Origin of the sequence: Ensifer sesbaniae, from assembly GCF_013283665.1 — a bacterium.
GTDB classification, from domain to species: domain Bacteria; phylum Pseudomonadota; class Alphaproteobacteria; order Rhizobiales; family Rhizobiaceae; genus Ensifer; species Ensifer sesbaniae.
Genome location: NZ_JABEKU010000001.1, coordinates 1,550,120 through 1,575,290, shown reverse-complemented (window position 1 = coordinate 1,575,290; position 25,171 = coordinate 1,550,120). Strand labels below are relative to the sequence as shown.

General features: G+C 62.4%; 21 protein-coding genes and 3 tRNA genes. 1 reads left to right on the top strand and 23 read right to left on the bottom strand.

Annotation, left to right across the window (positions count from 1 at the left end; genetic code table 11):
- Positions 1-58: 58 nt before the first annotated feature.
- From BHMPCIPO_RS07575 to BHMPCIPO_RS07480, 20 genes are all read right to left on the bottom strand, one after another.
- Positions 59-1,726 carry a ribonuclease J gene (locus BHMPCIPO_RS07575; protein WP_173516188.1) on the bottom strand — a complete coding sequence of 556 codons (1,668 nt, stop codon included), beginning with the start codon at positions 1,724-1,726 and terminating at the stop codon, positions 59-61.
- A gap of 26 nt (positions 1,727-1,752) precedes the next feature.
- Positions 1,753-2,517, bottom strand: a complete 765-nt coding sequence (locus tag BHMPCIPO_RS07570) for a biotin--[acetyl-CoA-carboxylase] ligase (protein WP_173518112.1) — start codon at positions 2,515-2,517, stop codon at positions 1,753-1,755.
- A complete protein-coding gene (gene nuoN, locus BHMPCIPO_RS07565) occupies positions 2,517-3,959 on the bottom strand; it encodes an NADH-quinone oxidoreductase subunit NuoN (protein ID WP_173516187.1) in 1,443 nt (480 codons plus the stop codon). Before nuoN ends, BHMPCIPO_RS07570 begins: the two co-directional genes overlap by 1 nt.
- A gap of 19 nt (positions 3,960-3,978) precedes the next feature.
- Positions 3,979-5,490 (bottom strand): NADH-quinone oxidoreductase subunit M, encoded by a 1,512-nt coding sequence (locus tag BHMPCIPO_RS07560; RefSeq protein ID WP_173516186.1) that lies wholly within the window; start codon positions 5,488-5,490, stop codon positions 3,979-3,981.
- A complete protein-coding gene (gene nuoL / locus BHMPCIPO_RS07555) occupies positions 5,490-7,481 on the bottom strand; it encodes an NADH-quinone oxidoreductase subunit L (protein ID WP_173516185.1) in 1,992 nt (663 codons plus the stop codon). Before nuoL ends, BHMPCIPO_RS07560 begins: the two co-directional genes overlap by 1 nt.
- Before the next feature lie 7 nt (positions 7,482-7,488).
- Positions 7,489-7,797: an NADH-quinone oxidoreductase subunit NuoK gene (nuoK, locus tag BHMPCIPO_RS07550; RefSeq protein WP_025426592.1), complete on the bottom strand. Its 309-nt coding sequence runs from the start codon at positions 7,795-7,797 to the stop codon at positions 7,489-7,491.
- Positions 7,798-7,824: 27 nt separating this feature from the next.
- Positions 7,825-8,439: an NADH-quinone oxidoreductase subunit J gene (locus tag BHMPCIPO_RS07545; RefSeq protein WP_173516184.1), complete on the bottom strand. Its 615-nt coding sequence runs from the start codon at positions 8,437-8,439 to the stop codon at positions 7,825-7,827.
- Between the two features lie 139 nt (positions 8,440-8,578).
- Entirely contained in the window at positions 8,579-9,070 is a 492-nt protein-coding gene (nuoI, locus tag BHMPCIPO_RS07540; RefSeq protein ID WP_173516183.1) for an NADH-quinone oxidoreductase subunit NuoI, read from the bottom strand.
- Positions 9,071-9,134: 64 nt separating this feature from the next.
- Positions 9,135-10,178: an NADH-quinone oxidoreductase subunit NuoH gene (gene nuoH / locus BHMPCIPO_RS07535; RefSeq protein WP_173516182.1), complete on the bottom strand. Its 1,044-nt coding sequence runs from the start codon at positions 10,176-10,178 to the stop codon at positions 9,135-9,137.
- A gap of 20 nt (positions 10,179-10,198) precedes the next feature.
- The gene (gene nuoG / locus BHMPCIPO_RS07530) at positions 10,199-12,280 is read right to left on the bottom strand and encodes an NADH-quinone oxidoreductase subunit NuoG (protein ID WP_173516181.1); all 2,082 of its coding nucleotides are present in this window, start codon (positions 12,278-12,280) and stop codon (positions 10,199-10,201) included.
- 110 nt (positions 12,281-12,390) lie between these two features.
- Entirely contained in the window at positions 12,391-13,041 is a 651-nt protein-coding gene (locus BHMPCIPO_RS07525; protein WP_173516180.1) for a helix-hairpin-helix domain-containing protein, read from the bottom strand.
- Positions 13,042-13,047: 6 nt separating this feature from the next.
- Positions 13,048-14,352, bottom strand: a complete 1,305-nt coding sequence (nuoF, locus tag BHMPCIPO_RS07520; protein WP_173516179.1) for an NADH-quinone oxidoreductase subunit NuoF — start codon at positions 14,350-14,352, stop codon at positions 13,048-13,050.
- Between the two features lie 11 nt (positions 14,353-14,363).
- Entirely contained in the window at positions 14,364-15,494 is a 1,131-nt protein-coding gene (locus tag BHMPCIPO_RS07515; protein ID WP_173516178.1) for an NADH-quinone oxidoreductase subunit E, read from the bottom strand.
- Between the two features lie 16 nt (positions 15,495-15,510).
- A complete protein-coding gene (locus BHMPCIPO_RS07510) occupies positions 15,511-15,768 on the bottom strand; it encodes a hypothetical protein (protein ID WP_173516177.1) in 258 nt (85 codons plus the stop codon).
- Entirely contained in the window at positions 15,768-16,958 is a 1,191-nt protein-coding gene (locus BHMPCIPO_RS07505; RefSeq protein ID WP_173516176.1) for an NADH-quinone oxidoreductase subunit D, read from the bottom strand. Before BHMPCIPO_RS07505 ends, BHMPCIPO_RS07510 begins: the two co-directional genes overlap by 1 nt.
- A gap of 56 nt (positions 16,959-17,014) precedes the next feature.
- A complete protein-coding gene (locus BHMPCIPO_RS07500; RefSeq protein ID WP_173516175.1) occupies positions 17,015-17,620 on the bottom strand; it encodes an NADH-quinone oxidoreductase subunit C in 606 nt (201 codons plus the stop codon).
- Positions 17,621-17,638: 18 nt separating this feature from the next.
- Entirely contained in the window at positions 17,639-18,217 is a 579-nt protein-coding gene (locus tag BHMPCIPO_RS07495; RefSeq protein ID WP_173516174.1) for a NuoB/complex I 20 kDa subunit family protein, read from the bottom strand.
- On the bottom strand, positions 18,208-18,573 hold the full coding sequence (locus BHMPCIPO_RS07490) for an NADH-quinone oxidoreductase subunit A (protein ID WP_173516173.1): 366 nt from the start codon (positions 18,571-18,573) through the stop codon (positions 18,208-18,210). The genes BHMPCIPO_RS07495 and BHMPCIPO_RS07490 overlap by 10 nt, the downstream gene beginning before the upstream one ends.
- Positions 18,574-18,868: 295 nt before the next feature.
- Positions 18,869-18,945 (bottom strand) — tRNA-Asp (locus BHMPCIPO_RS07485).
- A 76-nt stretch (positions 18,946-19,021) separates the two neighbouring features.
- Positions 19,022-19,098, bottom strand: a tRNA-Asp gene (locus BHMPCIPO_RS07480).
- A gap of 451 nt (positions 19,099-19,549) precedes the next feature.
- On the opposite strand from BHMPCIPO_RS07480, the gene BHMPCIPO_RS07475 reads away from it, so the two are divergent.
- A tRNA-Val gene (locus BHMPCIPO_RS07475) sits at positions 19,550-19,625 on the top strand.
- 197 nt (positions 19,626-19,822) lie between these two features.
- Here BHMPCIPO_RS07475 and BHMPCIPO_RS07470 read toward each other — a convergent pair.
- The 3 genes from BHMPCIPO_RS07470 to BHMPCIPO_RS07460 form a co-directional block, all read right to left on the bottom strand.
- Positions 19,823-20,221, bottom strand: a complete 399-nt coding sequence (locus BHMPCIPO_RS07470; RefSeq protein ID WP_173516172.1) for a (R)-mandelonitrile lyase — start codon at positions 20,219-20,221, stop codon at positions 19,823-19,825.
- An 88-nt stretch (positions 20,222-20,309) separates the two neighbouring features.
- On the bottom strand, positions 20,310-23,768 hold the full coding sequence (locus BHMPCIPO_RS07465; protein ID WP_173516171.1) for an ATP-binding protein: 3,459 nt from the start codon (positions 23,766-23,768) through the stop codon (positions 20,310-20,312).
- Positions 23,768-25,048 carry a metallophosphoesterase family protein gene (locus BHMPCIPO_RS07460; RefSeq protein WP_173516170.1) on the bottom strand — a complete coding sequence of 427 codons (1,281 nt, stop codon included), beginning with the start codon at positions 25,046-25,048 and terminating at the stop codon, positions 23,768-23,770. The genes BHMPCIPO_RS07465 and BHMPCIPO_RS07460 overlap by 1 nt, the downstream gene beginning before the upstream one ends.
- Positions 25,049-25,171 lie beyond the last annotated feature (123 nt).

Here is a 25,171-nt window from a genome sequence, read left to right as displayed (position 1 = left end):
CCTCCCGCTATGACGTCCTTTACCGGTCCCGCTTACATCGCCGCTGGACGACCGCCAATCAGACTTTGGTGACAAACACCGTTACAATCGGCTTCTTGCCCCAGGTCTGGTTGGCTGTGCTGCGAACGGCCCGGCGAACCGCCTCCTGCAACATTGCCAGGTCCTTGCGCTTTGCCCGCGGAATACTCTCGACCGCACCGAGGATTGCGTCATAGAGGGTGTCCTCCATGTCTTCACCCTCGTCATCGAACTCCGGGAGACCGATCGCAACGATATCCGGGTCGCCGAGGAAATCGTAGCGACCGTCGAGAACGACGTTGACGGCGACGTGTCCGGCGAAAGAGAGCTTGCGGCGCTCGCCGATGCCCATTTCTTCAAAATCGCCGATGAGGTTGCCGTCCTTGTAGATGCGGCCATGCGGCGCTTCGTCGATGACCTCGGCCGGGCCGGGGGCAAGGCGCAGCATTTCGCCGTTCCGAAGGCGCGGAACACTGGCAATGCCCGACTGCTGCCCGAGCTCGGCATGGGCCGTCAGATGCGCAGCTTCGCCATGAACCGGGACAAGTATCTGCGGGCGCAGCCACTGATACATCTGCTGCAGTTCGGTACGGCGGGGGTGACCCGATACGTGCACCAGGGCTTCACTGTCGGTGATGATGTGGATGCCCTGTTCGACCAGGCCATTCTTGATGTCGTTGATCGCCTTCTCGTTGCCGGGGATCGTGCGTGAGGAGAAGACTACGGTGTCGCCGGCGGAGAAAGCAACGTTGCGCATCTCGTCGCGCGCGATCTTGGCGAGCGCTGCCCGCGGTTCGCCCTGGCTGCCGGTCAGGATAACCACGACCTTGTCGCGTGGCACGTAGCCGAACTCGTCTTCGGCGAGGAACGGCTTGATGCCTTCCATCAACCCGAGATCCTGAGCAACGGCAACGACGCGGCGCATCGAGCTGCCGAGCAAGAGGACATCCCGCCCCGCCTCTTCCGCGGCCTCGGCGATCGAGCGGATGCGTCCGACATTCGACGAAAAGGTGGTGATCGCAACCCGGCCCTCGGCGTTGGCGATGATCTTCGACAGGCTCTCGGAGACTTCCTGTTCCGACGGCGAAACGCCGTCGCGCATGGCATTGGTTGAATCGCAGATGAGCGCCAACACGCCTTCATCGCCGATCTGACGGAAACGCGTTTCGTCGGTCAGGGGCCCGAGCGATGGATGCAGGTCGATCTTCCAGTCGCCGGTATGAACGACGGTGCCGAGCGGCGTGCGGATGATCAGCGACATCGGCTCGGGGATCGAATGGTTGACGCCGACGGCTTCGATCTCGAACGGGCCGACATTGATGCGGTCGCCCTGCTTGAAGATCGTCACCGGGATTTCGCCGCGGCTCTTTTCGAAATCGCGCTTGGCCTCCAGCATGCCTGCCGTGAACGGCGAGGCATAGACCGGAACGTTGAGGCCTGGCCACAAATCGTTCAGGCCGCCATAATGGTCCTCATGGGCGTGGGTGATAATGATCGCCTTGAGATTGCGCCGTTCCTCGGCGAGAAACCCGATGTCGGGCAAAACCAGTTCGACGCCGGGAAGCTCGGGCCCCGGGAACGTCACGCCGCAATCGACCATCATCCACTGGCGGTTTCCGGGCCGCCCGTAGCCGTAAAGGCCGAGGTTCATGCCGATTTCGCCGACGCCGCCAAGCGGCAAGAACACCAGTTCTTCGTCCTGCGCCATATTGTAATGCGCCCTTGTTCTAGAAATTATCCGAAAAATACATCGCCGGCTGCAATCGCCTGCATCGTGCCTGACCCGGTATCGAGCATCAACCGTCCGGTCTCATCAATACCGGCAAAGCGGCCCGAAAGCGATCGGTCCGGCAGGTTCACTGTAATCGTCTCACCGATGCCGCGGGCGGCTGCCCGCCATTGCTCGATGGTCTTTGCAATCCCCGCACCGCGCTCCCATAGCGACAGCGTCTCCGCCATCGTCACGAACAGCCGCGCGAAAAGTTCATCCGGAGAAACCGAAGCGCCTTCCTTCCTCAACGAGGTAACGGGATAGAGGGCCTCGTCCGGCTGGACGGCAATGTTGATGCCGCAGCCAATGACCAAGGCCTGGCGCCCATCCGGAAGCGCCTCCCCCTCGAGCAGGATGCCGCAGGTCTTTTTCCCGTCGATGAGAATGTCGTTTGGCCACTTGATCTCCACCGGTGCCGCACCCGGCGGCATCACCTGGCGGATTGCCCGGTGCACGGCGACGGCAACGGCAAGCGGCAGAGAATGCAGTTGCTCGATTGGTGCGGGATCGATCAGGAGAAGCGATGCATAGAGGTTGCCTGGTTCCGAAAACCAGGCGCGGCCGCGGCGGCCGCGGCCGCCGGTCTGCCTGACAGCCGTGACCCAGAGATTGCCCGGGTCGCCCTGGCGCGCACGCGCCAGGCATTCGCTGTTTGTCGATCCGACCGCATCGAGAGCGACATGCCGGAAATCGTCGGGCGATATCCGGCCACCGCTTTCAAGGGCGATCAAAAGAAGGTCCGCGCCGCGGCCTCGGCAGCGCTTCCAAGCGGACCGCCGATCAGGACGTATCCGATGACGAACAGGCCCGAGAGGCCGAACACCAGCTTCAGTTCGCCGGCCGTACGGGCAAATTCGCCCTTGGCATCATCGAACCACATCACCTTGATGACGCGCAGGTAATAGTAGGCGCCGACAACGGATGCGAGCACGCCGATGATGGCGAGTGCATAGAGCTGCGCTTCGATCGCCGCCATGAAGACGAAGTACTTCCCGAAGAAGCCTGCCATCGGCGGAATGCCGGCGAGCGAGAACATCAGGACGGTCAGTACGGTCGCCATGAAGGGGTTCGTCTGCGACAGGCCCGCGAGGTCGTCGATGTTCTCGACGTTTTCGCCTTCCTTGCGCCGCATCGCCAGGATGCAGGCGAAGGTGCCGAGCGTCATGACCATGTAGATGAGCATGTAGAGCAGCACGCCGCGAACGCCCGCCATCGAGCCGGCAGCAAGGCCGACCAGTGCGTAGCCCATGTGACCGATCGAGGAATAGGCCATCAGGCGCTTGATGTTCTTCTGGCCGATCGCCGCGAAGGCGCCGAGCAGCATCGACGCGATCGAGATGAAGACTATGATCTGCTGCCAGTCAGCAACGACGGGCTCGAAGGCGTTGATGACGATGCGCACAAGGATCGCCATCGCGGCGACCTTCGGCGCTGCCGCGAAGAAGGCGGTGACCGGTGTCGGCGCACCTTCGTATACGTCCGGCGTCCACATGTGGAACGGCACGGCCGAGATCTTGAAGGCGAGACCGGCGAGCACGAAGACGAGACCAAAGATGAGGCCAAGCGAGCGGCCTTCCGCCGTCAGCGCAGCGGCGATCTGGGTAAAGCCGGTATGACCGGTGAAGCCGTAGATCAGCGACATGCCATAGAGCAGCATGCCTGAAGAAAGCGCACCGAGCACGAAGTACTTGAGGCCGGCTTCGGTCGAACGAACGCTGTCGCGGTTTATGGCGGCGACGACATAGAGTGCAAGCGACTGCAGTTCCAGCGAGAGATAGAGCGAGATCAGGTCGTTGGCCGAGATCATCAACAGCATGCCGAGCGTCGCCAGCACCAGAAGCACCGGGAACTCGAAGCGATCGATCTGGGCGGAACGCGCGTGACCGACGGTCATCACCATCGCCGTGATCGAACCGATCAACGCCAGCACCTTCATGAACTTGGCGAAGGGATCCGACAGGAAGGCGCCGCCATAGGCTTCGCCTTCACCGGTTTTCAGAACGAGCCAGAGGCCGGCGATGATCAGAACGGCAACCGCGAGGCCGGTGACGGTCGAAGCCGACTTTTCGCCGGCAAATACGCCGATCATCAGCAATGCCATCGCGCCGACCGCGAGGATCAACTCGGGGATCGAGAGTTGCAGGCTTGCAAGGAGGGTTTCAGCAGTCATGTCCAATCACGTCCTGTGGTCATTGCACCGAAAGCGCAACGTTTTGCGCTGCCTGCAGGGCTGCGGAGTAGTTGTTGACGAGCAGATCCACGGAAGCCGCGGTCGCATCGAAGATCGGTGCCGGGTAGACGCCGAAGAAGATCGTCAGGATCACCAGCGGATAAAGAATGGCCTTTTCGCGCGGTGACAGGTCGAGCAGCGCCTTCAGGCTTTCCTTTTCCAGCGCACCGAAGATCACCCGGCGATAGAGCCAGAGAGCATAGGCGGCCGAGAGGATGACGCCCGACGTCGCGAAGAGCGCAACCCAGGTGTTGGCACGGAACGCGCCGACGAGGGTCAGGACTTCGCCGACGAAGCCGGAGGTTCCCGGAAGGCCGACGTTGGCCATGGTGAAGACCATGAAGGCGACGGCGTATTTCGGCATATTGTTGACCAGGCCGCCATAGGCCACGATCTCGCGGGTGTGCAGACGGTCATAAACGACGCCGACGCAGAGGAAGAGCGCGCCGGAGACGATGCCGTGCGACAGCATCTGGAAGATCGCACCCTGCACGCCCTGGGTGTTGGCGGCGAAGATACCCATCGTCACGTAGCCCATATGTGCAACCGACGAATAGGCGATCAGCTTCTTGATGTCCGTCTGCATCATCGCGACCAGCGAGGTGTAGATGATGGCGACGATGGAAAGCGTGAAGACGAACGGCGCGAAATAGTCCGATGCCAGCGGGAACATCGGCAACGAGAAGCGCAGGAAGCCGTAACCGCCGAGCTTCAGGAGGATGCCTGCCAGAATGACCGAGCCAGCGGTCGGCGCCTGAACGTGCGCGTCCGGAAGCCAGGTGTGGACCGGCCACATCGGCATCTTCACCGCGAAGGAGGCGAAGAAGGCGAGCCAAAGCCAGGTCTGCATCTGGCGCGGGAAGTTGTAGGCGATCAGCTGCGGGATGTCGGTCGTACCGGCCTGCCAGTACATCGCCATGATCGCGAGCAGCATCAGCACCGAGCCGAGCAGCGTGTAGAGGAAGAACTTGTAGCTGGCGTAGACGCGGTCCTTACCGCCCCAGACACCGATGATGATGAACATCGGGATCAGGCCGGCTTCGAAGAATACGTAGAAGAGCACGATATCGAGCGACACGAAGACGCCGATCATGAACGTTTCCAGCACGAGAAAGGCGATCATGTATGCCTTGAGCCGCTTCTCGATCGTCAACCAGCTTGCAAGCACGCAGAAGGGCATGAGGAAGGCCGAAAGCACGACGAAAAGTACCGAAATACCGTCGACGCCGAGATGATAGGAAATGCCGGTGCCGAGCCACTCGTGCTTTTCGATCATCTGGAAGCCCGGATTCGAGGCGTCGAACTGGTACCAGATATAGACCGACACGGCGAGCGTGAAGATCGTCGTCAGCAGCGATACGTTCAGGATGTTCCGGCGGCCGTAAGCGCTGTCTTCCCTTGTCAGCAAGAGAAGCAGGACGCCGACGAGCGGCATGAAGGTGACCGCGGAAAGTACGGGCCAATCGGTCATCAGAAGGAACTCCTGAACATCATCCAAGTAACGAGCGCGGCAATGCCGATCAGCATCGCGAACGCGTAGTGATAGAGGTAACCAGTCTGCAGGCGGACAACGCGGTCAGTGACATTCAGCACGCGCGCGGCAACGCCGTTCGGGCCGTAGCCGTCGATCACGCGGCCATCGCCTTCCTTCCAGAGGAATGTGCCGAGCCACTTGGCCGAGCGTACGAACAGCAGATCGTAAAGCTCGTCGAAGTACCACTTGTTCAGCAGGAACTGGTAGAGGCCACGATGCTGCTCCGCCAGGTACTTCGGCAGTTCCGGCCGGCGGATATACATGTACCAGGCCGTGAAGAGGCCGAGCGCCATGGCGCAGAACGGGCTCCACTTAACCCACAGCGGAACGTGGTGGTACTCATGGAGGATTTCGTTTTCAGCAGACGTGAAAAGCGCACCCTTCCAGAACTCTGCATAGCCCTCGCCGAAGAAGTGGTCGTGGAAGAAATAGCCAGCGGCAAGTGCTCCGATGCCCAGAATATAGAGTGGAACCAGCATGACCTGCGGCGATTCATGGACGTGATGCATGACATCCGACGACGCACGCGGCTTGCCGTGGAATGTCATGAAGGTGAGGCGCCACGAATAGAAGCTTGTGAACAGTGCAGCGATCACCAGCAGCGCGAAGGCGAAGCCGGAAACAGCGCTGTGCGACGCAAAGGTCGACTCGATGATCGCATCCTTCGAGTAGAAGCCCGCCGTGCCGATAACGCCCGGAATGCCCACACCGGTCAGCGCGATCGTGCCGATGAACATCATCCAGTAGGTGACTTTAATGTGCGGCCTGAGGCCGCCCATATAACGCATGTCCTGCTCGCCATCGACGGCGTGGATGACCGAACCGGCCCCCAAGAACAGCAGCGCCTTGAAGAAGGCGTGCGTGAATAGGTGGAAGATGGCAGCGCCATAGGCGCCGACGCCCAGTGCCACGAACATGTAGCCGAGCTGCGAACAGGTCGAGTAGGCGATGACGCGCTTGATGTCGTTCTGAACGAGACCGACAGTCGCTGCGAAGAAGGCCGTGATCGCACCGATGATCGTGACGACGGTCAGTGCATCCGGTGACAGTTCGAAGAGCGGCGACATGCGGGCGACGAGGAAGACGCCGGCGGTGACCATGGTTGCGGCATGGATAAGAGCCGAAACCGGGGTCGGGCCCTCCATCGCGTCCGGAAGCCAGGTGTGCAGCAGGAATTGTGCCGACTTGCCCATGGCGCCCATGAACAGCAGCAGGCAGGCAGCCGTGATCGCGTCAGCCTTTTCGAGGTGCATGCCGAACAGGGTGACAACCGCCTCCCCTGCTGCAGCGCCCTCGGCCGGCAGATAGGTCTGGGCGGCAGCGAAGATCGTCTCGAAGTTGACCGAGCCGAACAGCACGAAGACGAGGAAGATGCCGAGCGAGAAGCCGAAGTCACCGACGCGGTTGACGATGAAGGCCTTGATCGCCGCGGCATTCGCCGACGGCTTCTTATACCAGAAGCCGATCAGCAGGTAGGATGCCAGACCCACGCCTTCCCAGCCGAAGAACATCTGCACCAGGTTGTCCGACGTGATGAGCATGAGCATCGCGAAGGTGAAAAGCGACAGGTAGGCAAAGAAGCGCGGACGGTGCGGATCGTGGTGCATGTATCCGATCGAATAGATATGCACCAACGTCGACACCGTGTTGACCACGACGAACATGACCGCCGTCAGCGTATCGACACGAAACCCCCACTCGACGTCGAAGCTGCCGGATTGGATCCAGCGCAGCACCGACACCTTGATCATCTCCTGCTCGCCCAAAGCGACGTCGAAGAAGACATACCACGACAGAGCGAGCGCAATCAGCATCAGCCCGCTGGTGACATATTCCGAGGCCTTGGCGCCGATCGAAGTGCCGAAGAGGCCGGCGATCAGAAAGCCGATCAAAGGCAGGAAGACGATAGCCTTGATGATGGTATCCATAGCCCAATCAGCCCTTCATCATGTTGACGTCTTCGACGGCGATCGAGCCGCGGTTGCGGTAGAAGACGACGAGAATTGCAAGTCCAATGGCCGCTTCCGCAGCCGCGACGGTCAGGATGAACAGGGCGAAGACCTGGCCCGTGATGTCGTTCAGGAACGACGAGAAGGCAACCATGTTGATGTTGACCGCGAGAAGAATGAGTTCGACCGACATCAGGATGACGATGACGTTCTTCCGGTTCAGGAAGATGCCGAAGACGCCCAGCGTGAACAGGATGGCGCTGACGGTGAGATAGTGGGAAATTCCGATTTCCATTTTTTGTTCCTCGATCTCGCGTCCGACTTAGATGCCCTGGCCCGGCTTGACCGTGATCACTTCAACGGCGGTCTCGGGTGTACGGGCAACCTGCTGCGGGATGTTCTGGCGCTTGATGTTTTCGCGATGGCGCAGGGTCAGCACGATCGCGCCGATCATGGCGACGAGCAGCACGAGGCCGGCGATCTGGAAGAAGTAGACGTAGTGGGTGTAGAGCACGTCGCCGAGGGCTGCCGTGTTCGTCCGCTCCGTGACGGCCGGGATCGGCATCGAAATCGCCTTGGCGACTTCCGGCGAGAAGGTTGCGCCGCCGACGACGATGATGAGCTCGGCTGCGAGGATCAGGCCGATCAGCGCACCGATCGGCGCATATTCGAGCACGCCCGCACGCAACTCCGCGAAGTCGATGTCGAGCATCATGACGACGAACAGGAAGAGCACCGCGACCGCACCGACATAGACGACCAGCAGGATCATCGCGAGGAATTCGGCGCCGGTCAGCAGGAACAGACCCGCCGAGTTAAAGAAGGTCAGGATCAGGAACAGAACCGAATAAACCGGGTTCCTGGCCGCAATGACCATAAATGCCGACGCCACCGCGATGAAGGCAAAGAGATAGAAAAAAAGAACCTGCAGACCCATGATCGGTGCCTTTTTCGTCTTGCACGGCGTGAAGCGCTTCCGGCTCCACTCCACAGGCAAAGCCGGACACGCGTCCGGCCGTTGCCCAAACCTATTGTCACATGCACCGCCCTCCCCGGGGCAGCGCTACGCTCCGGCCTCAGCGATAGGGCGAGTCCATTGCGATGTTGCGTGCGATTTCCCGCTCCCAACGGTCGCCGTTGGCGAGCAGCTTTTCCTTGTCGTAGTAAAGCTCTTCGCGCGTCTCGGTGGCGAACTCGAAGTTCGGGCCTTCGACGATCGCATCGACCGGACAGGCTTCCTGGCAGAAACCGCAATAGATGCACTTCACCATGTCGATGTCGTAGCGCACCGTGCGGCGTGTGCCGTCGTTGCGGCGCGGACCGGCTTCGATCGTAATTGCCTGTGCAGGACAGATCGCCTCGCACAGCTTGCAGGCGATGCAACGCTCTTCACCGTTCGGATAACGGCGCAGAGCATGCTCGCCGCGGAAGCGCGGGCTGACCGGCCCTTTCTCGAAGGGATAGTTCAACGTCGCCTTCGGCTTGAAGAAATAGCGCATCGACAGAAAGAACGCACCGACGAATTCCTTCAGGAACAGCGAGCTGACGGCTTGCGAAAGACCGGCCATCATTTACCTCCAGAATTGCCGGCCTGGGAGCGGCCGGCGGTATGCTGCAAAACGTGAGCCATCGTCATGCGGCTCCCGTCAGCTTGAGAACGAATGCAGTGATCACGACCATTGCAAGGGAAAGCGGCAGGAAGACCTTCCAGCCGAGACGCATCAGCTGGTCGTAGCGATACCGCGGGACGAAAGCCTTCACCATCGCGAACATGAAGAACACGAAGGATGCCTTCAGAACAAACCAGATGATGCCGGGGACCCAGTTCAGGAACCAGACGTCGACCGGGGGCAGCCAGCCGCCGAGGAACAGGATCGTCGTCAGCGCGCACATCAGGCAAATGGCGGCATATTCGCCGAGCATGAACATCATGTACGGAGTGGAGCCGTACTCGACCATGAAGCCGGCGACGAGTTCCGATTCTGCTTCCGGCAGGTCGAAGGGCGGACGGTTCGTTTCGGCGAGTGCCGAAATGAAGAACACGATGAACATCGGGAACAGCGCCAGCCAATGCCAGTCGAGGAAGGACGCCGGGAGGCCGAGGCGCGTGCCGATGCCGTCGGTCTGGGCGTTGACGATGTCCGTCAGGTTCAGCGAGCCGACGCAGAGCAGCACGGTGACGATGACGAAGCCGATCGAGACTTCGTAGGAGACCATCTGCGCCGCGGAGCGGAGCGCACCGAGGAACGGATACTTGGAGTTCGACGCCCAGCCGCCCATGATGATGCCATAAACTTCAAGAGAAGATATGGCGAACACGAAGAGGATGCCGACGTTGATGTTCGCGATCACCCATCCGGCGTTGAGCGGGATGACCGCCCAGGCGGCGAGCGCCAGCGTCACGGAGACGAGCGGCGCGAGCAGGAAGATCGCCTTGTTGGCGCCGGCCGGAATCACCGGCTCCTTGAAGACGAACTTCAAAAGGTCGGCGAAGGACTGGAAAAGCCCCCAGGGGCCCACCACATTCGGACCACGGCGTAGCTGAACTGCCGCCCAGATCTTACGGTCGGCGAGCAGGATGTAGGCGATGAAAAGCAGCAGCGCGACCAGGAGCAGCAGCGACTGGGCGACCATGATGATCGTGGGCCAGACATAGGTCGAAACGAAAGCGTCCATGATACTCTATTCCCTCGCGCTCATTCCGCCGCAGCTTTGAAATTGTTGCGTGCCAAAGCCGAGCATTCGGCCATGACGGCGGATGCGCGCGCTATCGGGTTCGTCAAATAGAAGTCTTTGACCGGAGACGCAAACACGGATTTGCCCATCTCACCGGCTTTTTGGCCGAGTGCGGCAATTTCGTCGCCGTTACCGGTCGCGATCGCGTCGACTTCTGCGAAATGCGGGTGGGCCGCATAGAGCTTCGAGCGCAATTCGCCAAGCGAATCAAAGGGCAGCTTCTTGCCGAGAACGTCGGAGAGCGCGCGGATGATCGCCCAGTCCTCGCGCGCGTCGCCCGGAGCGAAGCCGGCGCGGTTGCCGACCTGAACGCGACCCTCTGTGTTGACCCAGGTGCCGGACTTTTCGGTGTAGGTTGCGCCCGGCAGGATGACGTCGGCGGCATGCGCGCCGTTGTCGCCGTGCGAGCCGATATAGACGGTGAAGCCAGACTTGCGCGCGGCAAGATCGATCTCATCAGCGCCGAGCAGGAAGAGAACGTCGGAACCGGTAACCATTTCGGCGGCCGACTTGCCGTTCGCACCCGGCACGAAGCCGAGGTCGAGACCACCGACGCGGGAAGCGGCCGTGTGAAGGACGGCAAAGCCGTTCCACTCGGCGGTGACTGCACCGACTGCGCCCGCAAGCTTGGCGGCAGCAGCGAGAACGGCAGCACCGCCCTCCCCTGCGATCGCGCCCTGGCCGATGAGGATCATCGGGCGCTGGGCCTTCTTCAGCGTTGCGGCGAACTTGCCCTTGCCGGATACGAGCTCGGCCAGCGTCTCGGTGCCGGCGCCGAGATATTCGTATTCGTAGCGCAGTTCACCGGGCTCGCCGATCACGGCGATCGGGAAATTGCCCATGCGGTAGCGCTTGCGGATACGGGCGTTGAGGACGGAAGCCTCGAAGCGCGGGTTGGAGCCGATGATCAGCAGCGCATCAGCGCTTTCGATGCCGGCGATCGTCGGGTTGAAGATGTAGCTGGCGCGGCCGAGCGACGGGTCGAGTGCTGCACCATCCTGGCGGCAGTCAATGCTCTCGGAGCCGAGGGCTGCGATCAGTTGCTTCAGCGCGTACATTTCTTCGACCGAAGCGAGGTCGCCGGCAATGGCGCCGATCTTGTCGCCGGAGGTCTTGGCAACCGCGGCCTTGATCGCCTGGAAGGCTTCGCCCCAGGTCGCCGGCTGCAGACGGCCATCCTTCTTGACGTAAGGACGATCGAGACGCTGCGTCTTCAGGCCATCCCAGATGAAGCGGCTCTTGTCGGAGATCCACTCTTCATTGATGTCTTCGTTGACGCGCGGCATGATGCGCATGACTTCGCGGCCGCGGGTATCGACGCGGATCGCCGAACCCAGCGCGTCCATCACGTCGATGGATTCGGTCTTGTTCAGCTCCCACGGGCGGGCGGTAAAGGCAAAGGGCTTCGAGGTCAGCGCGCCGACCGGGCAGAGGTCAACGACGTTGCCCTGCAGCTCTGAGGTCATGGCCTGCTCGAGATAGGTGGTGATCTCGGCGTCTTCGCCGCGGCCGATCAGGCCAAGCTCGGCAATGCCGGCGACTTCGGTGGTGAAGCGGACGCAGCGCGTGCAGTGGATGCAGCGGTTCATCACGGTCTTGACGAGCGGACCGATGTACTTGTCTTCGACGGCACGCTTGTTTTCCTGATAGCGCGAACTGTCGATGCCGAAGGCCATCGCCTGGTCCTGCAGGTCGCATTCGCCGCCCTGGTCACAGATCGGGCAGTCGAGCGGATGGTTGATCAGCAGGAATTCCATCACGCCTTCGCGGGCCTTCTTGACCATCGGCGTGGTCGTGAAGACTTCCGGCGCTTCGCCGTTCGGGCCCGGACGAAGGTCGCGCACACCCATGGCGCAGGAGGCGGCGGGCTTCGGCGGCCCTCCCTTCACCTCGATCAGACACATGCGGCAGTTGCCGGCGACCGAAAGCCGCTCGTGGAAACAGAAGCGCGGAACCTCGGCCCCGGCCTCTTCGCACGCCTGAAGCAGCGTGAAATGATCCGGTACCTCGATCTCTTTTCCGTCGACTTTCAGCTTTGCCATCTTCGTACTCAATCCTGTCTTCCGTCCATCGGCCCATCGGCGACGGACAATTCCAACACAGCCTTGCTGCTTGCGGGCGATGACCGTCACAGGTCCCCGCCCCTATTGTCTCACGCGCCTTTCAGCGCCTTGGCCTGTCCAACCCAGTCATCCCGCTTGATCCGGCCGCCGAAACCGAGTTCGTCATCGAAGCGGGCAACGTCCGCCTCGCTCCAGCCGGCGATGTCGGCAAAACCGCTGATACCCTTCGCGTTCAGCACCTGCTCAAGCTTCGGGCCGATACCGGAAATCCGCTTGAGGTCGTCAGCGGCCTTCGCCTTGGCCCGCGCCGCGCGAGCCTTAACCGGCTTCTCGACTGCGGCCTTATCAACCACCGGCTTCGCCGCAACGCGCTTGGCGGCCACGGACGGCTTGGCGACCGGTTCCGGCTTCGCTTCGGCTTGCGCCGTCTTTGCGACAACCGGGGCCGTCGCGCCAGACGCTGCGGGTTCCGCCCGCTTCTGAGCCGCCTCGACCGCACCCTGCATCGCGCCGAACATGGCGCCTGCAATGTGGCTCGTGAGGCCGAAGCCGATCGCGGTCGCCGCCGCGACCGCGGCAGCCGGGTGAACCATCAGCGGGTGCAACGGCACCTGCGGCAGGCCCTTCATCCACTCGGCCATACCGAACGGATCGGCCGGGTCGCCGCCAAGCGGACGTGCGAACGGAATGCCTGTTTCGGCCTGCCCCTTCATCTGTCCTTCTCCGCGCGCGCCGGCCATCGTCCGTTACTCCGCCGCTTCCAGAACCGCGCCATGCGGCGAGGCATTGCGTGTGTATTCGTCGATGCGCTTTTCCATTTCCGGACGGAAGTGCTTGATCAGACCCTGGATCGGCCAGGCGGCCGCGTCGCCGAGCGCACAGATCGTATGGCCTTCCACCTGTTTGGTGACGTCGAACAGCATGTCGATCTCGCGCTTCTGGGCGCGGCCCTGAACCATGCGCTCCATCACGCGCATCATCCAGCCGGTGCCTTCGCGGCACGGCGTGCACTGGCCACAGCTCTCGTGCTTGTAGAAGGCCGAGAGGCGCCAGATAGCCTTGATGATGTCGGTCGACTTGTCCATGACGATGACGGCGGCGGTGCCGAGACCGGAGCCGAGCTCGCGCAGGCCGTCATAGTCCATGATCGCGTCCTTCATCTGCGCGCCAGGCACGCAAGGGACGGACGAGCCACCGGGGATGACCGCGAGCAGGTTGTCCCAGCCGCCGCGAATGCCCCCACAGTGCTTTTCGATCAGCTCATGGAACGGAATCGACATCGCGTCTTCGACCGTGCACGGGCGGTTGACGTGACCGGAAACCGAATAGAGCTTGGTGCCGTGGTTGTTCGGACGGCCGAAGCCCGTGTACCAGCCGGCGCCGCGACGAAGGATCGTGGGGGTCACCGCGATCGACTCGACGTTGTTGACGGTTGTCGGGCAGCCATAGAGGCCCATATTGGCCGGGAACGGCGGCTTCAGGCGCGGCTGGCCCTTCTTGCCTTCGAGGCTTTCGAGCAGCGCGGTTTCTTCGCCGCAGATATAGGCGCCGGCACCATGGTGCACGTAAATGTCGATGTCGTAGCCGAGCTTGTTGTTGTTGCCGAGCAGGCCGTAGGCGTAGCACTCGTCGATCGCCGCCTGCAGCGCCTCGCGCTCACGGATGAACTCGCCGCGAACGTAGATATAGGCGACATGCGCACCCATGGCGAAGCTGGCGACGACGCAGCCTTCGATCAGGGTGTGCGGATCGTGACGCATGATGTCACGGTCCTTGCAGGTGCCGGGCTCGGACTCGTCGGCGTTGACGACGAGATAGTGCGGACGGCCATCGCTTTCCTTCGGCATGAAGGACCACTTGAGGCCGGTCGGGAAGCCGGCGCCGCCACGGCCGCGAAGGCCGGAGGCCTTCACTTCGTTGACGATCCAGTCACGGCCCTTTTCGAGCAACTGCTTGGTGCCGTCCCAGTGGCCGCGCGCCATGGCGCCCTTCAGGGACTTGTCCTTGAGCCCGTAGATGTTGGTAAAGATGCGGTCTTCATCTCTGAGCATAATTCACCTCTTTACCGCGGCTTCTTGCCGAAGACCTTGATGTATTCGGCTTCGCCGCCCTTGGCGAGCGCCTTGGCCTGCTTGACCCAGTCGTCGCGTTCGATGCGGCCCTTGAAATTCAGGTATCCGTCGACCCACTCGCGCTCCGCCTTCTTCCAGGAAGCAACTTGCGCGTAGGTGTAGATGCCCAGTTCGTTGAGCGTGCCCTCGATCTTCGGACCAACGCCGGAGATCAGCTTGAGGTCGTCGACGGCCGCCGGCTTTTCGATGCCTGCCGGGCGGTTCTTGTCCTCCAGCGAAGGCTTGCCGGCAACGGCGGCAGCCTTGGCCGGCTTCGACTTGTCGACGGTGTCGCCTTCGACCTTGGCGTTGGCGGCGGCTTCCGCCTTTGCCGTCGCCGGGGTCTTCAGCGAAGCGTCGGTTACGGCCGAAGCGGTCTTGGCACGGGCGGCATTCGACGGCGGCACGGAAACGGCCGGCCCGTCACTGACCTTCTTGGCCGCGCTGGTCGCAGCCTTCGCCGGAGCCGGGTCGGCCGTCATCAGCGTCGTCAGGCCGCCTTCCGGCGCAGAATAGATGCGGTCGATCTGCGGACCGGGGGTAACTTCAGCACCCTTGCCTGCCTCGAAACGGTCGATGATCTGCTCGAGCTTCTCGGGCGTCAGGTCTTCGAAAGTATCCTTGAAGATCATGACCATCGGTGCGTTGACGCAGGCGCCCTGACATTCGACCTCTTCCCAGGAGAGCGTGCCGCTCTCGTTGAGAGTGAAGGGGTCGTGGGCGATCTTGCTCTTGCAGACCTTGATCAGGTCTTCCGCGCCACGCAGCATGCACGGCGTCGTGCCGCAAACCTGGACGTGGGCGCGCGTGCCGACCGGCTTAAGCTGGAACTGGGTGTAGAAGGTCGCAACTTCGAGCACGCGGATGTAGGCCATGCCGAGCATGTCGGCGATCGACTCGATGGCCGCTTTCGTGACCCAGCCGTCCTGATCCTGAGCGCGCATCAACAGCGGGATGACGGCGGACTGCTCACGACCCTTGGGGTATTTCTTGATCGTTTCCTTCGCCCAGGCGGCGTTCTCCTTGCTGAAGGCAAAGCTCGCTGGCTGGACGGTGTCTTCGGCTAGTCGACGAACGGACATTCTAGTGGACACCTTATCAGTTAATCGAACCGCACCGCGATTTCGTCACCGAGACGAATTCGCAGGCATAGGCTGACTGGTCTTTCTGCAAAAATACGATGTAGCGCGCGCCATTGGCGACCGCGGCCTTGATCTCGTAGCCCTTGGCCACGAGGTCGGCCATCGAGCCCCCGCGCATGCCACCCGACGTCGCGCCGCTGTCGACCGACTCCTGCGCAGGAGCGGCCGATGCGAAAGCGAGAAGAGCAAGCGTGGCCAGGGGCACGAGACGCATCAGCGGTCTACCTCACCGAACACGATATCGAGGGAGCCCAGCACGGCCGAAACGTCGGCAAGCTGGTGTCCCCGACAGAGGAAATCCATCGCCTGGAGATGTGCGTAACCCGGCGCACGGATCTTGCAGCGATAGGGCTTGTTGGTGCCGTCGGAGACGAGATAGACGCCGAACTCGCCCTTCGGCGCTTCGACGGCGGCGTAAACTTCGCCGGCGGGCACGTGATAGCCTTCGGTGTAAAGCTTGAAGTGGTGGATCAGCGCTTCCATCGAACGCTTCATCTCGCCGCGCTTCGGCGGAACGATCTTGCCGTCGAGCGACGAAACCGGACCGACCTTGGCATCGCCGAGCAGGCGATCGACGCACTGGCGCATGATGCGCGCCGACTGGCGCATCTCGATCATGCGGATCAGATAGCGGTCGAAGCAGTCGCCGTTCTTGCCGATCGGGATATCGAATTCGAGATCTGAGTAGCACTCGTAGGGCTGCGAGCGGCGCAGGTCCCAGGCGGCGCCCGAGCCGCGCACCATCACGCCCGAGAAGCCCCAGGCCCAGGCGTCATCGAGCTTGACGACGCCGATGTCGACGTTGCGCTGCTTGAAGATGCGGTTGCCGGTCAAGAGTTCGTCGATATCGTCGACGGTCTTCAGGAACGGATCGATCCATTTGCCGATGTCTTCGACCAGCTCGTGCGGCAGGTCCTGGTGGACTCCGCCCGGACGGAAATAGGCCGAGTGCATGCGCGCGCCGCAGGCACGCTCATAGAACACCATCAGCTTTTCGCGCTCTTCGAAGCCCCAGAGCGGCGGCGTCAGCGCGCCGACGTCCATGGCCTGCGTGGTGACGTTCAGGAGGTGCGAGAGGATGCGGCCGATTTCCGAATAGAGGACGCGGATGAGCTGGCCGCGGATCGGAACTTCCGTGCCCGTCAGCTTCTCGACCGCGAGCGCGAAAGCGTGCTCCTGGTTCATCGGCGCCACGTAGTCGAGGCGGTCGAAATAGGGCACGGCCTGCAGATAGGTCTTGGTCTCGATCAGCTTCTCGGTGCCGCGATGCAGAAGGCCGATATGCGGATCGACGCGTTCGACGATTTCGCCATCAAGCTCGAGCACCAGACGAAGAACGCCGTGCGCCGCCGGATGCTGCGGACCAAAGTTGATGTTGAAGTTGCGGACGTTATGTTCGGTCATACCGATTGCTCCAGGCCGGACGGCAGCCGCTGGCGGCTACCGCGGGCCACTTAGTCTCACCGTGCTTTCGCTTTCTCGTCGCCGGGCAGCACGTAGTCCGTGCCTTCCCAGGGAGAGAGGAAGTCGAAGTTGCGGAATTCCTGCTTCAGCTCAACGGGCTCGTAGACGACGCGCTTGGCTTCGTCGTCGTAACGGACCTCGACGAAACCGGTGACCGGAAAGTCCTTACGCAGCGGATACCCTTCGAAACCGTAGTCCGTCAGGATGCGACGCAGGTCCGGATGGCCGGTGAAGAGGATGCCGTACATGTCGTAGGCTTCCCGCTCGAACCAATCGGCGCCGGGATAGACCGGCGTCGCCGACGGCACCGGCTCGTTCTCGCCGGTCGAGACCTTGACGCGCACGCGCAGGTTCTGGCGCGGCGACAGCAAGTGATAGACGACATCGAAGCGATCCGGCCGCTGCGGCCAGTCGACACCGCAGACATCGACGAGGTTCACGAAGGCGCATTGCACGTCGTCGCGCAGGAAAGTGAGCAGCGCGATGACGTTCGCCGCAGTCGTCGTCAGCGTCAGTTCGCCATAGGCCAACGATGCGTCGGAAATCAGCGCGCCGCGCGTTTCACGCAGGTAGGACGCAAGCTCGTTCAGGGCTTCACTCATATCAAAGACCCCCTGCCCTTAGCGCTCAATCGTGCCGGTCCGGCGGATCTTCTTCTGCAGCAGCAGCACGCCGTAAAGCAGCGCTTCTGCCGTGGGAGGACAGCCTGGCACGTAGATGTCGACGGGTACGACGCGGTCGCAGCCGCGAACAACCGAATAGGAATAGTGATAGTAGCCGCCGCCGTTGGCGCAGGAGCCCATCGAGATGACGTAACGCGGCTCCGGCATCTGGTCATAGACCTTGCGAAGAGCAGGCGCCATCTTGTTGGTCAGCGTGCCGGCGACGATCATGACGTCGGACTGGCGCGGCGAGGCGCGCGGCGCAAAACCGAAACGCTCGGCATCGTAGCGCGGCATCGACATCTGCATCATCTCGACCGCGCAGCAGGCGAGACCGAAAGTCATCCACATCAGCGAGCCGGTACGGGCCCAGTTAATGAGCTCGTCCGTCGAGGTGACGAGAAAACCCTTGTCGGCGAGTTCGTTATTGATCTCGCCGAAGAATGCGTCATTGCTGCCAATCGGCTTGCCGGTGGAAGGATCGATGATCCCCTTCGGCTTGGGCGCAACGAGCGTGGTGCTGGATACTAGTTCCATTCCAGCGCTCCCTTCTTCCATTCATAGACAAAGCCGATCGTCAGCACAGCGAGGAAGACCATCATCGACCAGAAGCCGAACCAGCCCAGATCATTGAACGAAACCGCCCAAGGGAAGAGGAAGGCGACTTCAAGATCGAAGATGATGAAGAGGATCGACACGAGATAGAAGCGGATGTCGAACTTCATGCGGGCGTCATCGAACGCATTGAAGCCGCACTCATAGGCCGACAGCTTTTCCGAATCAGGAGCCTTGAAGGCGACGGCGAAGGGAGCAATCAGAAGCGCCAGGCCGATCACCAATGCGATTCCAATGAAAATCGCGATCGGAACGTAGGAACCGAGAAGTTCAGTCATTGTTATCCGTCCCTGCCTGCGGGAGGGCGCATGGGAGAGCACCAAAACAACAGATCTCGCAGGCCGAAAAATATGTTGCAACGCCAGAGTGGTTAGCGCAGGCCGCGCCTGCGCGCAAGCCTTCAAGGGTCATTTAAACCGGTTCACGACACAGGATCGAATGGGTGGGCGCGACAAAGCTCGGAATCACGGGCCATCACCGACTTTACCGTGAACAGCGGCCATGCGAGACAGATTGCCGCAGCGCACAAAACCAGTCGCACGACACAAGAACAGGGAAACCTGAAAAGGAAAGTGGCGCGAGTGACGGGGCTCGAACCCGCGACCTCCGGCGTGACAGGCCGGCACTCTAACCGACTGAGCTACACCCGCGCATGATGACCGCGAACGATCATTATTACCACCATTGGCCATCCATGAGAATGCCCAGGCAGGACCAGATCAAGAGTGGCGCGAGTGACGGGGCTCGAACCCGCGACCTCCGGCGTGACAGGCCGGCACTCTAACCGACTGAGCTACACCCGCATCATCTTGACTTGGTTGGAGCGTTTCCGCCCCGGCACCGAGCGGGCTTGCCCGTTCGATGAGCGGCTAACTAAGCGGTTCGCATTTGGGTGTCAAGCGTGTTTGAAGACAAATCCATGACGGAACGAAAAATGATCCACAGGCCAGGGTGACGGCAAAGTTCAGGAGGCTGGATCGCGTGCACGACGCAGCCACAGCCCCACTCCGGTCGCCTCTTCCATCCCGTGCGATGGTGCCGAACGGCGAATCTTCGTCTCTCGCCTCCCCCGCCGCGCGGGACGGCCAAGAACCTGCTTTCTTGTCCACAAGCGCGAACCCCGGCAATTCAGGGCGTTGCGCGACCCGCAGCAAAAAAAATCATAAAAACGATACAAATGCTCTTGCGGTTTTTTTCGGTTACGCCTAGATCACGGCCACCGACGCGGCGGACTGATCCGGTCCGGATGCGGAAGGGCGATTAGCTCAGTTGGTAGAGCGCCTCGTTTACACCGAGGATGTCGGGAGTTCGAGTCTCTCATCGCCCACCATTTTCTCCCCGAAGATCGACATCCATACATTTGCGGCATCGTTGTGTACTCGTGCGCCGCTCGCGCCCTGCCCTTCATAGTCTTTTCGAGATGGGCGCTGCGCTTTGAGCGGGCAGGAATCAGGGCCCGACAATCACGATCGAGCAAGGTGTCGACACGACCGCCAATTTTCACCGCATGCGCCGTCCCGCGCGCACTTACGCGCCGCGATACTGCTCGTCGGTCACATGCTCCAGCCAATCCACAGCCTTGCCGTCGAGCGCTTCCTGAATCGCGAGATGCACCATTGCGGTCTCGGGCGCGGCACCATGCCAATGCTTTTCGCCCGGCGGGAACCATACGACATCGCCGGTACGAATCTCGCGCACCGGGCCGCCCCAGCTTTGCGCCAGGCCGCGGCCGGCAGTCACGATCAGTGTCTGGCCGAGCGGATGGGTGTGCCAGGCGGTGCGGGCGCCCGGCTCGAAGGTAACGCTGACGGCGCGGACCCGCGCCGGATCCGCGGCTTCGATAAGCGGATCCTGCCGCACGGTGCCGGTGAAATACTCCGCCGGAGCGCGCATCGAAGGTCTCGATCCACCGGGTATGATTTCCATCTCTCGTTCCTCCGGGTTTTCGTTTGCGGCGCTTCCGTTCAGCGAAAGTGCGTGACGATGAACGGGCACCGCCTTTCCCGCGACCCTATCATAACCTGTGGATTGTCACAGTCGGGCAGGAAGCACGGGCAATCTCGCACAGATGTTCGTGGTGCGTCAGATAGATCACCTGGCCCACCCGCGCCATGGCGGCCATCTGTTCGAAGGCGCGGCCGGCGCGCCCGTCGTCGAAGGTCTCCATGATGTCGTCGGCGATGAAGGGCAGCGATTCGCGCGCTGCCGCAATTTCGTGATAACCGGCGATTCTGAGCGCCAGGTAGAGTTGGAATCGGGTGCCTTTGGAGAGATCCTTGGCAAGTTTCGATCCGCCTCCGGCGGCGTTGGCGATCAGAAACTCCTGCCCCCTGTCGGATTGCGCCGACAGGCCGGAATATTCGCCGCCGCTGATGCGGCTGAAAGTTTCGGAGGCCCGGCGCATCATCGCGCTGCGGTGCCGTTCGCGGAAAAGCCGAAGCGCCGTTTCCGCCGCGATGACGCCTGCCCGGAGCCGCAGATAGGCGAGCGCCCTGCTCTCGATGTCAAGCAGCAGCGTGCGCCGCTTCTGATCGAGTTCGGCCACCGTATCCCCGCCTTCGACATCGGCGAGCGCCTTCTCTTTGCCGCGCATATCCGTGTGCAATTCGCTGACGTCGCGGTCGCTGTCTTCGAGCGCCGCGTCGAGCCGCGCCAGTTCCAGCCGGACCGCGGCGTCATCGAACTCAGCGAGCAACGCCTCGGCCTCCTCGCTCCTGGCGACACCAAGTCGGGTTGCGAGATCCGCTTCCAATTCGGCGATACGTTGGCGCAGGCGCTCCTGCTCGCGTGCGATTTCGAACTGCTGCCCGGCTTCCTCGAGTGTATCGCACGCGAAGAACTCAGTAACGAGACGCCGGCGCGCGCCATGAAGCTCGCGTGCACCACAGATTCCTCGCCGCTCTTCCTCCAGTCGGGCCAGCTCCGACAGAAAGGTCGCCCGACGGTCGGCAATCCGCTGCGCCTCAGCGGCACGCGCCTTGAGCGTCGTAAACGTTGCGAACGTATCGTCTGTCGCGGATGCGCCCGCGAGGCCGGCGATATCGCGCTCGAAAGCCGCCTGATCCTTGCGCATGCCGGCGACGCGATATTCGAGGTCGGCCTTGCGCTGTGCGAGCTTGTCCAGGTCCTGCAGGATGGCGAGCATCGCGCCAATCTGCTCCGGCACGAGCTGTTCGCTGCGTTCGGCGAGCCAGCTTTTGGCGAGAAGCGCGCTCCACTGTTCCTTCCAGGCGGCCATCTCGGCCTCGGCAAGATCAAGGGTCGCGCGGCGGCCGTCAAGAACCGCTGCGCCGCGCTTCACCGCCTCGCGGGCCGCGTTGCGGGCGGCGGCTGCGGCTTGCGCCTGCGAGACGACCCGTTCGGCGATCAGCAGGAGATCGTCGAGCCGCTCCGGCAACTCTTCCCTTATGCCGATGCCGGCGAGCTCGTCCCTGAGCGCGCGAATCGCTTCGGTTTCCTCGGCATGTGCCCGCTCAAATTCCAGGCGCGCCATACGCAATTGCGCGCGGATCTCGAGCGCCGAAGTCCGAACGGCAAGCCAGCCTTCCAGTTGCGGCAAGCTCGTGACGCTGGGTAAACCACACGACGTAGCGACGGCTGCGAGAACCTGCGCCTGGGCCACCCCTTCCTCACTGCATCGCTGCTGCTGTTCACGGAGCGCCGCGAGCCGGGCGCGCCGCTCGGCGAGCGAAAGAGACAGGCCGCGCATCTCGGCGAGCCGCGCTGTTTCGGCGAGGCGCAGCGCGGTAACCTCGTCATCCCTGCCCATCGCCTCTTCGAAAACGGCGGCCGTTTCATGGACGAGCTGGTCCTTGTGCCGTTCCCAGGCCTCGTCACGATGGCGACGCAGCGCCGCGGCCGAAACATCGTCCAGAGTGCCGCCGACGGCAGACAGCGCGTCCAGCCGTGCCTCCTCGCCCGCAAGCAGTTCCCGCTCGCCGGCGATGCGATCGGACAGGCGCGCTTGCCGTTCCTCCAATGTGGCGGCCGCCTTGCGCCAGGTCTCAAGCGCTCCGGATGCCGGAACGCCAAGCGCCAGCAGATCGTCGGCGTTTCCGGCAAAAGGTTGTAGCAGCAACAGCTTGTCGGCAAGTTCCGCCTCCAGCCTATCCAGCGACTGCGCGGCTGCCTGTTTCCGCAGCAGACAGTCGCTGCGACGCAGCAGCGTCAGCCGCCCGGAAAGGCCCGAGGCATCCGCCAGCCCCCCTTCTCCATCGAGCCGCGCCAGTTCACATTTGGCGACCCGATTTTCGGCGGCGGCCGCCTGCACTTCGTGCCGGGCGGACGTGCACCGTTCGGCCAGGGCAGAGTGCCGGCGGGCGAGATCCTGAAGCCGTGCGCCAACCCCTGCCGGCAGCAGCAGCTCGGCAGGGTCGCGGTCCGCCGGCTCACCGAGCCGCAACAGGCAGCCGGCGATCTCCGTCGACGTCCTCGCCAGTTCTTCCAATCGCGACGGCATGTCGCGCGCGGCCGTAACATAGCGCGCATCGAGTGTTGTCTCCTGCAGCGCCGTCAGCCGTTCGGCCAGGCACAGCCCTTCCTTGTCGAGCGGCAATTGTTCCAGCGCATCGCGACGATGCTTCATCTCGCTTTCGTTCTGCCGGAGCCTGACCTCGATCTCCGCCTCCTGGCGGCGCAGCGCCGGCAGTTCGGTTGCCCATTCAGCCGGCGGAACCGGCAACACCGGCGCGCTCGCCAGTTCCATGCGAAGCGCGCGCAGCCGGCCAATATGCGGCATTGCCTCGATCTCAGCCTTCAATCTGGTCCGCGCGACCCGAAGCTCGGCCCGGCGTGTGATCGCCTCCTCGTGACGGTCGCGTGCTTGCGCGAGCGTCTTGCGTAGCGCCGCATATTCGCGTGCATTGATATCGAGGGCGTTTCGCTCCGTCCTCAAAGCATCAAGCTGCGCCTTCAACTCGGCAAGCTGATGCTTACGCGCCTGTGGCCGATAGAAGGCGTCCGCCTGGCCACGCAAGACCGCAAGGGTCGCCGTGCTATCCGGCAGACCCGAGCTTGCGGAGAACAAGAGTGATCCAAGCTCACCCTCGCTCTTCAGGATCGCCTCGCCGCCCTTCTCGATGCTCTCGTCATCGAGCGAAAACATCGTCTGATAGGTGTCGCGGTCGATTGCGCCCAGTGTTCCGGAAAAGAGATTGTCGGGCAGCGGCTGATCATCTGCGCCAACCAGCGAGTTCGTCTTGCGTTTGACCCGGAACACGCGGTGAGTCCGATCGGCCGCCGTGAGTGTGCCGCCGACGCGCATCGTCGGATAGGGATGCAGGAACCCATAGGGGCTCGAGTGCTCTATCCCGAAGAGCAGATCGAGGAAGCCAGAAAAAAGGGTCGATTTGCCTGCTTCGTTCGGACCGTAGACGATGTGCAGGTCGGGCACGTCGGCCGCATTTTCACCGAAGTCGAGGCGGCGATCGGTGAATTTGCCATAGCGGACGAGATCAAGCGCACGTAGCCGCATCAGTGGCTGCCCTCGCCGGCGCTGCCGCCATGAAGATGGGCAAGCACCTCCATACCTCCCGATGCGCCGGCCTCGAAAGCGAGCCGTTCGATCGCATCTTCGTCAGGCGCCAAAGCTTGGCGCAGCTCCGGAGGCAGTTGTTGCAGCAGATCTTCCACAGCCGCCCGGATCTCCTGGCGAAAGGCGTGGGCGGGCAGAACGTCGGCCTCGACGAGAGCCCCAAGTTCATCGACCGGATCCACCATTGCACCCGTCTTTTCCGCGAGCGGACTGCCGCAGGCGAGTTCCAGCTTCTCGATCCAGCAACCGACGATGCCGGCCGCGATGTTGTCGATCTCGGCGCGCAACAGGTCCGTGTCACGGCGAAGGCGCCAGGCCAGCGGCGTCGCCCCTGTCAGCGTTACGCGCAGGATCACGTTTTCTGCCGCCGTATCCATAGTAACGCGCGTAAGCGCCTGCCTGACCGCATCGAGCACATCGCGCCACTCGGAGAGGCCTGTGATATCGACCGGCAGGCGCTCGAAACTGGCAATCCCGATCGGCATCTCGGCAATCTCGGTCCGTCCGTCGTCATCGATCGCCACCAGCGTCACGCTTTTCACACCGGCCTCGTTGATGTCGCGGCCCTGCGGTATGCCGGGCATGACGACGAAACGGCCTGTTGCATGGATCTGGCGTTGGTGGATATGGCCGAGCGCCCAGTAGTCGAAACCATGCGCCACGAGGTCGACGGCACTGCAGGGCGCATAGGGATCATGGCCAGCGGCGCCGGCAAGACTGGTATGCAGCATGCCGATGTTGACTGCGCCCGGCATCGGCGGCTGAAAGGTCGGCAGCAGGCTTTCCGGCGCGTGCGGACTGGCGAAACTTACCCCGTGCACGTAGACCTCGCGCCCGCTTGCCAGGCTCTTGGCAAGAACGGCCTTTGCCTTGCCTTTGAACACATGCGCCGACGGCGGCAAAGTAAGCTCGTTGGTGACCTGCGACTGGGCGTCGTGGTTGCCGCGGATGATGAATGTCCGGATGCCCGCCTCATCCAGCCGGCGCAACTCCCGCCCGAGAAACAGCGCCGTGTTCATCGACGTCTGGCTGCCGTCGTAGAGATCGCCCGCGATCAGCAGCGCATCGACCTTTTCGACGATGCAGAGATCGACGATCTTGAGGAAGGCGCGCCGGGACGCGCCGCGCACGATCTCCGCGAGGTCGGCGTTCCTGAGGGCGAGGCTGCGGAGGGGCGAATCGAGATGAAGATCTGCAGTATGGACGAAGCGGAAGGGCATGGCCGACCATGCCCGGCGAGCCGGTGCCCGTCAATCAGCTGCCTCCCTTCATCCACGTGGGAGATTGGCCGGTGATAGACGAGCACATTTTGGGCCAACCAAGTAAAGCCAAGACCAATGCAG

Excerpts from the sequence above, each read along its gene's own strand:
- nuoK (WP_025426592.1), bottom strand. The coding sequence starts at position 7,797 with ATGGAAATCGGAATTTCCCACTATCTCACCGTCAGCGCCATCCTGTTC.
- BHMPCIPO_RS07515 (WP_173516178.1), bottom strand. The coding sequence starts at position 15,494 with ATGTCCGTTCGTCGACTAGCCGAAGACACCGTCCAGCCAGCGAGCTTT.
- BHMPCIPO_RS07505 (WP_173516176.1), bottom strand. The coding sequence starts at position 16,958 with ATGACCGAACATAACGTCCGCAACTTCAACATCAACTTTGGTCCGCAG.
- nuoG (WP_173516181.1), bottom strand. The coding sequence starts at position 12,280 with ATGGCAAAGCTGAAAGTCGACGGAAAAGAGATCGAGGTACCGGATCAT.
- BHMPCIPO_RS07575 (WP_173516188.1), bottom strand. The coding sequence starts at position 1,726 with ATGGCGCAGGACGAAGAACTGGTGTTCTTGCCGCTTGGCGGCGTCGGC.
- BHMPCIPO_RS07500 (WP_173516175.1), bottom strand. The coding sequence starts at position 17,620 with ATGAGTGAAGCCCTGAACGAGCTTGCGTCCTACCTGCGTGAAACGCGC.
- BHMPCIPO_RS07470 (WP_173516172.1), bottom strand. The coding sequence starts at position 20,221 with ATGGAAATCATACCCGGTGGATCGAGACCTTCGATGCGCGCTCCGGCG.
- BHMPCIPO_RS07495 (WP_173516174.1), bottom strand. The coding sequence starts at position 18,217 with ATGGAACTAGTATCCAGCACCACGCTCGTTGCGCCCAAGCCGAAGGGG.
- BHMPCIPO_RS07525 (WP_173516180.1), bottom strand. The coding sequence starts at position 13,041 with ATGGCCGGCGCGCGCGGAGAAGGACAGATGAAGGGGCAGGCCGAAACA.
- BHMPCIPO_RS07560 (WP_173516186.1), bottom strand. The coding sequence starts at position 5,490 with ATGACCGATTGGCCCGTACTTTCCGCGGTCACCTTCATGCCGCTCGTC.
- BHMPCIPO_RS07490 (WP_173516173.1), bottom strand. The coding sequence starts at position 18,573 with ATGACTGAACTTCTCGGTTCCTACGTTCCGATCGCGATTTTCATTGGA.
- BHMPCIPO_RS07465 (WP_173516171.1), bottom strand. The coding sequence starts at position 23,768 with ATGCGGCTACGTGCGCTTGATCTCGTCCGCTATGGCAAATTCACCGAT.
- nuoN (WP_173516187.1), bottom strand. The coding sequence starts at position 3,959 with ATGACTGCTGAAACCCTCCTTGCAAGCCTGCAACTCTCGATCCCCGAG.
- BHMPCIPO_RS07510 (WP_173516177.1), bottom strand. The coding sequence starts at position 15,768 with ATGCGTCTCGTGCCCCTGGCCACGCTTGCTCTTCTCGCTTTCGCATCG.
- nuoH (WP_173516182.1), bottom strand. The coding sequence starts at position 10,178 with ATGGACGCTTTCGTTTCGACCTATGTCTGGCCCACGATCATCATGGTC.
- nuoL (WP_173516185.1), bottom strand. The coding sequence starts at position 7,481 with ATGGATACCATCATCAAGGCTATCGTCTTCCTGCCTTTGATCGGCTTT.
- BHMPCIPO_RS07460 (WP_173516170.1), bottom strand. The coding sequence starts at position 25,048 with ATGCCCTTCCGCTTCGTCCATACTGCAGATCTTCATCTCGATTCGCCC.
- BHMPCIPO_RS07545 (WP_173516184.1), bottom strand. The coding sequence starts at position 8,439 with ATGGGTCTGCAGGTTCTTTTTTTCTATCTCTTTGCCTTCATCGCGGTG.
- nuoI (WP_173516183.1), bottom strand. The coding sequence starts at position 9,070 with ATGGCCGGTCTTTCGCAAGCCGTCAGCTCGCTGTTCCTGAAGGAATTC.
- nuoF (WP_173516179.1), bottom strand. The coding sequence starts at position 14,352 with ATGCTCAGAGATGAAGACCGCATCTTTACCAACATCTACGGGCTCAAG.